Raw genomic sequence first — 732 nt, forward strand, 5'->3', positions numbered from 1 at the left:
GACGAGAACCTCGTCGCGTACCACTTCCACGAGCCGCTCGGCGTGGTCGGGCAGATCATCCCGTGGAATTTCCCGCTGCTCATGGGCATCTGGAAGCTCGCCCCCGCGCTCGCCGCCGGCAACTGCGTCGTGCTCAAGCCCGCCGAGCAGACGCCGGCGTCGATCATGGTGCTCATGGAGCTCATCGGCGACCTCCTTCCCCCGGGTGTCGTCAATGTGGTCAACGGCTTCGGCGTCGAGGCCGGGAAGCCGCTCGCCTCGAACAAGCGGATCCGCAAGATCGCCTTTACGGGCGAAACCACCACGGGCCGGCTCATCATGCAGTACGCCTCGGAGAACCTCATCCCCGTGACCCTCGAGCTCGGCGGCAAGAGCCCGAACATCTTCTTCGCCGACGTGGCGGCCGAGGACGACGCGTTCTGGGACAAGGCGCAGGAGGGCTTCACGATGTTCGCCCTCAACCAGGGCGAGGTGTGCACGTGCCCGTCGCGCGCGCTCGTCCAGGAGTCGATCTACGAGCAGTTCATGGCCGACGTCGTCGAACGCACGAAGAAAATCAAGGCCGGCAACCCGCTCGACGACTCGACGATGATCGGCGCGCAGGCCTCGAACGACCAGTTGCAGAAGATCCTTTCCTACCTCGACATCGGCCAGAAGGAGGGCGCGAAGGTGCTCACCGGTGGTCGGCAGGCCGAGTTGGACGGCGATCTGGGTGGCGGTTTCTACGTCGAG

The 732-nt window shown here is 65.3% G+C and carries 1 pseudogene; it reads left to right on the forward strand.

Annotated elements, in window-relative coordinates:
* Positions 1-732: pseudogene (gene adh / locus V7E05_RS01720) on the forward strand (aldehyde dehydrogenase); the annotation flags it as partial.

Origin of the sequence: Dietzia sp., assembly GCF_036741115.1 — a bacterium.
Classification (GTDB): domain Bacteria; phylum Actinomycetota; class Actinomycetes; order Mycobacteriales; family Mycobacteriaceae; genus Dietzia.